The sequence below is a fragment of the Mesorhizobium sp. M7A.F.Ca.US.006.04.2.1 genome (assembly GCF_004022915.1).
Lineage (GTDB): Bacteria > Pseudomonadota > Alphaproteobacteria > Rhizobiales > Rhizobiaceae > Mesorhizobium > Mesorhizobium ciceri.
The window spans coordinates 1-6,903 of record NZ_RZQA01000289.1 but is presented as its reverse complement, the minus strand read 5'-3'; the positions used below and the strand labels follow the sequence as shown (position 1 = coordinate 6,903).

8 protein-coding genes are annotated in these 6,903 nt (G+C 62.3%); 2 read left to right on the top strand and 6 right to left on the bottom strand.

From position 1 onward, the window contains the following. Both EN925_RS16875 and EN925_RS16870 read right to left on the bottom strand, forming a co-directional pair. Positions 1-872, bottom strand: an 872-nt coding sequence (locus EN925_RS16875; RefSeq protein ID WP_206632837.1) for a cobalamin-dependent protein, incomplete at its 3' end; no start/stop codon positions are given. A gap of 117 nt (positions 873-989) precedes the next feature. Beyond that, a complete protein-coding gene (locus EN925_RS16870; RefSeq protein WP_024502088.1) occupies positions 990-1,466 on the bottom strand; it encodes an Lrp/AsnC family transcriptional regulator in 477 nt (158 codons plus the stop codon). 136 nt (positions 1,467-1,602) lie between these two features. Here EN925_RS16870 and phhA point away from each other — a divergent pair, with 136 nt between their 5' ends. Further along, positions 1,603-2,439 (top strand): phenylalanine 4-monooxygenase, encoded by an 837-nt coding sequence (gene phhA, locus EN925_RS16865; protein ID WP_013528486.1) that lies wholly within the window; start codon positions 1,603-1,605, stop codon positions 2,437-2,439. Between the two features lie 122 nt (positions 2,440-2,561). Here the strand turns inward: phhA and EN925_RS16860 are convergent, their stop codons facing one another. From EN925_RS16860 to EN925_RS16850, 3 genes are all read right to left on the bottom strand, one after another. Then, positions 2,562-4,001 (bottom strand): GMC family oxidoreductase, encoded by a 1,440-nt coding sequence (locus EN925_RS16860; protein ID WP_127384771.1) that lies wholly within the window; start codon positions 3,999-4,001, stop codon positions 2,562-2,564. Further along, entirely contained in the window at positions 3,998-4,174 is a 177-nt protein-coding gene (locus EN925_RS16855) for a hypothetical protein (protein WP_013528484.1), read from the bottom strand. Before EN925_RS16855 ends, EN925_RS16860 begins: the two co-directional genes overlap by 4 nt. A 194-nt stretch (positions 4,175-4,368) precedes the next feature. Continuing rightward, positions 4,369-5,130 carry a GGDEF domain-containing protein gene (locus EN925_RS16850; RefSeq protein WP_013528483.1) on the bottom strand — a complete coding sequence of 254 codons (762 nt, stop codon included), beginning with the start codon at positions 5,128-5,130 and terminating at the stop codon, positions 4,369-4,371. A 160-nt stretch (positions 5,131-5,290) separates the two neighbouring features. Between EN925_RS16850 and EN925_RS16845 the strand changes: the two genes are divergently transcribed. Next, positions 5,291-6,004, top strand: coding sequence for a pyrimidine 5'-nucleotidase (locus tag EN925_RS16845; protein ID WP_013528482.1), 714 nt, complete (start codon positions 5,291-5,293; stop codon positions 6,002-6,004). A gap of 91 nt (positions 6,005-6,095) precedes the next feature. On the opposite strand, the gene EN925_RS16840 is transcribed toward EN925_RS16845, so the two are convergent. Then, positions 6,096-6,903: LOG family protein (locus EN925_RS16840; RefSeq protein WP_164894244.1), on the bottom strand; the 808-nt coding region annotated here is incomplete at its 5' end.

Sequence of the window (6,903 nt, the reverse complement as noted above, 5' to 3'; positions counted from 1 at the left end):
AGATGCAGGATGTCGGCATCGCGCACTATGTCGTCGGCACGGGTCGAACCGACGATCAGCACCGGCACGTTCTCGGCGATCAGGGCATCGAGGAAGGCCCGCCAGGCTTTCTTCGAGACGGTCGGATTCTCGTCGGCGAGATTGATGAGCTCGACGCCATGTTGGCGATGCAGCCATGCGATCTCCCTGGCGAATTTCACCGGATCGCGATGCCGCCAGCGGGTCCAGAAGCCGCGCTGGCCGCAATAGTTGCACAGATGCGGACAGCCGCGCGAAAACTGCATGACCACGGCCCGCTTGCCGCCCCAGTAGCTGTAACTGGTATGGTCGATCAGTTCCCAGCCGACGCGGTAGGCGTCGAGGTCGGCAATGGTCATGGCCGCCTGTGTGGCGAAGGGGCGGCTGAGATCGTCGCGATAGGCGATGCCGGCCACGCTCGCCGGCGGCTGGCGCATTTCCAGCCCTTCGACCAGCGCCACCACCGTCGCTTCGCCCTCGCCGCGCACGATGAAGTCGAAGGCATCGGTAGCGGCCAGGATGTCGCGCCAATGATAGGTCGGGAAAACGCCGCCATAGATGATGATGGTCGCCGGCTCGCGCTCCTTGATCATGCGCGCGATCGCCAAGGCGGTCGGGTGCGCCGAGGTCGAGCCGGAATGGCCGATCAGGACGAAGTCGGGGTGGTCCTCCAGTGCGCTGCGCACGACGTCATCGAGCGGCATCGGCCCGAACTCGGCGTCGACGAGGCGCACCTGATGGCCGGCATCGATCAGCGGCCCGCCGATCGCCAGCAGGCCGAGCGGCGGCAGGTGATCGTCGGGCACGCGGCTGCCGATGGCGGTGTGCGGCGGATTGATCAGGACGATTTTCATGGCGGACCTCCTGGGCAGTTGGTCCGCACAAGCTGGCCGGCGATGTGGACACGCGCTTGGCCCGTTTCAGCAGTTTGCGTGCAGCTTTTCCTCAAGGAGTGCGAAGGGCAGGCATTGTCATCGCCTGAGATGCCCGAGCGGCACATGGCCCGGGCCCTTGATGTTCTGCAGCACCAACTGCGTGTGGACGTCGCGCACGCCGTCGAGCCGCATCAGCCGGTGCATGACGAAAGCGTTGAGCTCGTCGACCGACGGCACCATGACATGCAGCAGAAAGTCATGGTCGCCGGTCATCGTCCAGCACGAGGAAACCTCGTCCATGCGCTGCACGGCGGCGATGAAGCTTTCGGGCGAGCCGTCGCTGTGGCTGACGAGGCGCACCTGGATGAACACCTCGACCATCAGCCCGACAGCGCGGCGGCTGATCACGGCGGCAAATCCCTTGATGATGCCGGCCTCCTGCAGCGCCTCGAAGCGCCGCGCGCATGGTGTCGTCGACAGGCCGATCTCTTGCGCCAGCTCTGAAACCGGTTTGCGCCCGTCGCGCTGCAGGACATCGAGCATCTTGATCTCGAAATCATCGAATCGAGGCATTTTCACTCCTTCCTGGGAATTTCTGAGTGAATATTATCCCGATTTCCGAATTCGAACCATCATCAAAACCGATTCGCCTCCGCAAATCCGCTTAACGTTCAGCACGTCAGCGATTTGCTTTGCGAGGAGAAAAACCATGACGACGATGAGCGTTGCCGAATACGCCCGCGACTGCGCGGCGCAAGGATTGCGCGGCGACTACTCGGTCTGCCGTGCTGATTTCACCGTGTCGCAGGGTTACGATTACAGCGATGAAGAGCAGGCGGTGTGGCGCACGCTGTGCGACCGCCAGACCAGACTGACGCGCAAGCTCGCCCACCATTCCTACCTCGACGGCGTCGAAAAACTCGGCCTGCTCGACCGTATTCCCGACTTCGACGAGGTCAGCGCCAAGCTGCGCAAACTGACCGGTTGGGAGATCGTCGCGGTGCCGGGGCTCATTCCCGCGGCTCCGTTTTTCGACCATCTCGCCGATCGCCGCTTCCCGGTCACCAACTGGCTGCGGACCAGGCAGGAGCTCGACTACATTGTCGAGCCCGACATGTTCCATGATTTCTTCGGCCATGTGCCGGCGCTGTCGCAACCGGTGTTCGCCGATTTCATGCAGATGTATGGCGAGAAGGCCGGCGACATCATCGCGCTGGGTGGCGACGAGATGATTTCCCGGCTCTACTGGTACACGGCCGAATATGGCCTGATGCAGGAGGCCGGCCAGCCGCTGAAGGCCTTTGGCGCCGGCCTTATGTCGTCGTTTACCGAGCTGCAGTTCGCGGTCGAAGGCAAGGACGCCCACCACGTGCCCTTCGACCTGGAAACGGTGATGCGCACCGGCTACGAGATCGACAAGTTCCAGCGCGCCTATTTCGTGCTGCCGTCCTTCGACGCCTTGCGCGATGCCTTCCAGACCGCCGATTTCGCGGCAATCGTCGCCCGGCGCAAGGACCAGCCGGCGCTCGACCCGGCGACGCTCTAGAGCAATTCCAGGAAAAGTGTGAAACGGTTTTCCGTCCGGAATTGCGTCAAACAAAGAGTTAGAGCGGATCGCCGTTCCGTGAAACGGTGAACTGCCCTAGGCAGCATGCTGCCCTGCAGCCGTCAGGCGGTGACCACCTTGCTGAGATGGTCGCCCAGCCGGCAGGCCAGCGCGGTGATCGTCGTCGTCGGGTTGCATTGACCCGACGTGCAGAACACCGAGGAGCCGCCGACATAGAGATTGTCCATGCCGTGCACCTTGCAGTTGGCGTCGACCACGCTCTTGCTGATGTCGGTGCCCATGCGCGTGCCGCCCATATGGTGATGGCCCGCCGTCTCGTCGTTGGTCGGATAGTCCTGACCATTGCTGATCCAGTCGGCAATGCGCACGCGGCCGAGATTCTTCTCGATCAGCGTTGCGCCGAACAGTCTGAGCCCTTCGAGAAGGGTGCGATGTTCCAGTTCGGATTTCTTCCAGTGCAGTTCGATGCGCGGCACGCCGGCATGGTCGACATCGGTCTTCGACAACTCGATCTGGTTGGAGGCCAGCGGCGCCTGTTCCCAGGCGACGTAGAGCTGGGCCGCGCAGCGCAGTCTCTGACTGAGCTGGTAGGACATCCATTCCGCCATGCTGGGCGCCGTGCAGGCGAGGTCGGCGATAAGGCTCTTGACCCCGGGATACGGCGTCTCGATCAGCCGGATGCCGAAATTCATGATCTGCAGCCGCTCCATGGCGGCGAGTGTCGGCGAGAAGAAGGCCTCGTTGACGGCGTCGACCTCGAACGCGTTATAGTCGGCCAGGATGGCGTTGCCACCCTCGAAGGTCGGATGCTCCATCCAGTAGCGGCCAAGCGCAGTTGCATTCGGCACGACGCCGCCGTTCGAGCGCTGGTTGGACCACAGAAGCAGCCGCGAATTCTCCAGCCCACCGGTGCAGACGATGAAATAGTCAGCGCTGAAGGAGCCGGCATCCTGCCCGTTTGACCACAGCCTGGCGCCAGTCACGCGTCTGCCGTCGCCGGCAAGTTCGGTGGCACAAGTGTTGAGCACCACCGCGATGTTCGTGGCCTTGTCGAGTTCATCGCCGAACTTTTCGGCGAAGCGCACGGCCGGGCTCTTGATCAGCTGCACCCAGCGAATATCGTCCGAGATCGGCATATCGGGCCGGAGGGCCGGAAGGTCGAGAATATCGCGCACTTCCGGCAGATAGGGTTCGATGTCGGTGCGGGCGATCGGCCAGCCCGTATCGGGTACCCAGGCCTTCGGCTCGAAATCCTGCTTGTCGAGCACGCGGCACCAGCCTGCCCAGTGGTTGGAACTGCCCCCCATGAACCGCAGCCGGGTGATGTCGAGATCGAAATAGAAATCCCCGACCGTGCTGCCCCGGTAAAAGTCCTGCGAGTCGTCGCTGAATTCGCGCGGACCGGCCTCCATCACCACCACCGGAATGCCGGCCGCGCCAAGCTTGCGGGCAATGGTCATGCCGGCCGGACCGGAGCCGAGGATGCAGACCTTCGGGGTGAAGTTCGCAGCGCGATACGCCTCGTAGCTGTCGAAGATCATGCCAGGTCGCTCCGCTTCAGGATCCAGCCACCGACCTCGACGATCTCGTTCGGGTCGGGCTTTGGACCGGCGGCATCGGCATCAGGCAGCTTGCGGAACAAAGACAGGGCAGGCAATGCGATCAACGCCTGCACGAGCGCGCGGCGTGACATTTTCTTGATGATGAAACTCATGGCTGGTCTCTCGGCTGGGCTTCGGCACTGCATGGCGTTCCCAGAACGGCAATTCCCGGAACGACACATGCATCACCGTGGAAGCCAGTATCGTGCCAAGTCTGGCCGCAAAGCAGTGAAAACCCGGCTAAGCGGTACAACCGAGTGCAAACAAGGTTAGAGTTTTCTTAACAGGCCGGTTGCGGCAGATCGGATCACGCCGCCTCGGAAATGCCGGTGTCGATGATCGTCAGGTTACGGCCCTGGTGCTTGGCCTGGTAGAGGCGTCGGTCGGCGGCGCGCATCAACTCCGACACGCTGGCTTCCTCGCCGCAGACAGTACCGCCGATGCTGACCGTGAGCGGAATGGTCCGCTCGTCGACGGGCCGGAAGCGGATCAGCTCGACTTCGCGGCGAATGCGCTCGGCGACGCGCTTGGCCTCCTGCTCGGTGGCGCCAACCAGAAAGGCGCCAAATTCCTCGCCGCCGATGCGGCCGAGCACATCGCCGCTGCGCACGCCGCGCTGAATCGCGCTGGCGATCAAAAGCAGCGCGTCATCGCCGGTCAGGTGGCCGAAATTGTCGTTGATGGTCTTGAAGTGGTCGGCATCGATGATCAGCAGCGCGCCGCGATCGGACTTGCGGCGCGAACCGTCGAGCGCCGCAAAGAAGCTTTCCCGGTTGAGCATGCCGGTCATGTCGTCGCGGCTCGCCTTTTCCGCCAGGCGGCGATGCGCGGCGGCGAGCTGGGCATGGGCTCGGGCGAGATCGCGATGCGCGTTTTTCAGCCTGTCGCTTTGCCAGAAAGTGCTTGCGCTGGCGGCCCACGCCAGCACCAGCGGACAGAGCGTGGAGGTCAGCCAGATCGTCCGGTTGACCGGAAATCCCATGGCCGGAACGATGATCAGGGTCAGCAGGAGAGAGGCCGCGACTGAGGCGAAAGCAACGGCGGCGGATCTCAGAATTATGCTGTTCATCGCTTGCTCCCACAAGACTGCCTCTCTGCCAGCAAGCCCTGAAGGCCACCTTTCCCAGATGCCTAAAATTTGAATCGTGAGACGATTTACGCAACCTCAACGAGCAGAAGTTGTGGATAAAGTCGCTTTCGGAATGCGCGTTTCATGCCATAAGGAGCCCATGACCACGCTCCCTGACCCCGCCCGCTTCGCCCATGTCACCGACTGGGTCTTCGATCTCGACAACACGCTCTATCCGCACCATTCGAATCTGTTCTCGCAGATCGACGTCAAGATGACCGCCTATGTCGGCGAACTGTTGGCATTGCCGCGCGACGATGCGCGCAAGTTGCAGAAGGAGCTCTACCGCGAATATGGCACGACGCTGAACGGCCTGATGACACGCCACGGCATCGACCCCGACGATTTCCTCGAGAAGGTCCACGACATCGACTATTCATGGCTGGTGCCCGATCCCGTTCTCGGCACCGCCATCCGCCAGCTTCCGGGCCGCAAGTTCATCTTCACCAACGGCGACCGCAGGCACGCCGAGCGCACCGCGCGCCAGCTCGGCATCCTCGACCATTTCGACGACATCTTCGACATCGTCGCTGCGGGGCTCAATCCCAAGCCGGCGCGCCAGACCTACGAGAAGTTCGCCGAACTCCACGCCGTCACCGGCCACAATGCGGTGATGTTCGAGGATCTTGCCCGTAACCTTTCGGTGCCGAAGTCGCTCGGCATGACCACGGTGCTGATCGTGCCGCGCAATTTCGAGCCGACCTTTTCCGAGATATGGGAGCGCGACCCGGCCAATGAGGATGATGTCGATTTCGTCACCGACGATCTGGCGGGGTTTCTGACGGCGATTGTGGAGAGGGGGGAGGGGAAATGAAGAAATGATGAAATGACGAATTGGGGATCGATCCGAACGCAGAGCCACAATCCCTTCATTCTTCAATTCTTCAATTCCCCGATCCGCAGCCCTACTCTCCTAACTTATAGAACCGGCTGATAATCCCCCACGCCTCATCCGCGGTGTCGACGAAGTCGATGATGTCCTGATCACCGGGGCTGATCGTGCCCTGCTCGGCGAGGAAATCGAGATCGATCGCCCGCTTCCAGAAGGATTTGCCGAACAGGATCACCGGCACGCGCTCCATGCGCCCTGTCTGGATCAGGGTCAGCGTCTCGAAGAATTCGTCCATCGTGCCGAAGCCGCCCGGAAACACCGCGACCGCCTTGGCGCGCATGACGAAATGCATCTTGCGGATAGCGAAATAATGGAAGTTGAAGCAGAGCTCCGGCGTCACATAGATGTTCGGCGCCTGCTCGTGCGGCAAGACGATGTTGAGGCCTATCGACGGCGCGCCGACATCGTCGGCGCCGCGGTTTCCCGCTTCCATCACGCCAGGCCCGCCGCCGGTCACCACGACATATTCGCGGTAATAGGAGGTAGCCGATTGCTGCGAGCAGAGGCGGGCGAATTTGCGCGCTTCCTCGTAGTATTTGCTGTTCTCTTCGAGGTTCTTCTTCTGCGTCTCGTTCTTGGCCGCCCAGGCCTCGCCGCCGGGTTCCGGCAGGCGCGCACCGCCGAACAGGATCACCGTCGAGCGGATGCCGCGTTCGGCTAGGATCATTTCCGGTTTCAGGAGTTCGAGTTGCAGCCTGACCGCGCGCAACTCGCGCCGCGTCATGAAGTCGGGATCGTTCCAGGCGAGCCGGTAGGTTTCGGCACGCGTCTGCGGCGTGTCAGGTACGCTCTTCGACCGCTCCAGATCCTCGTCCGAATCT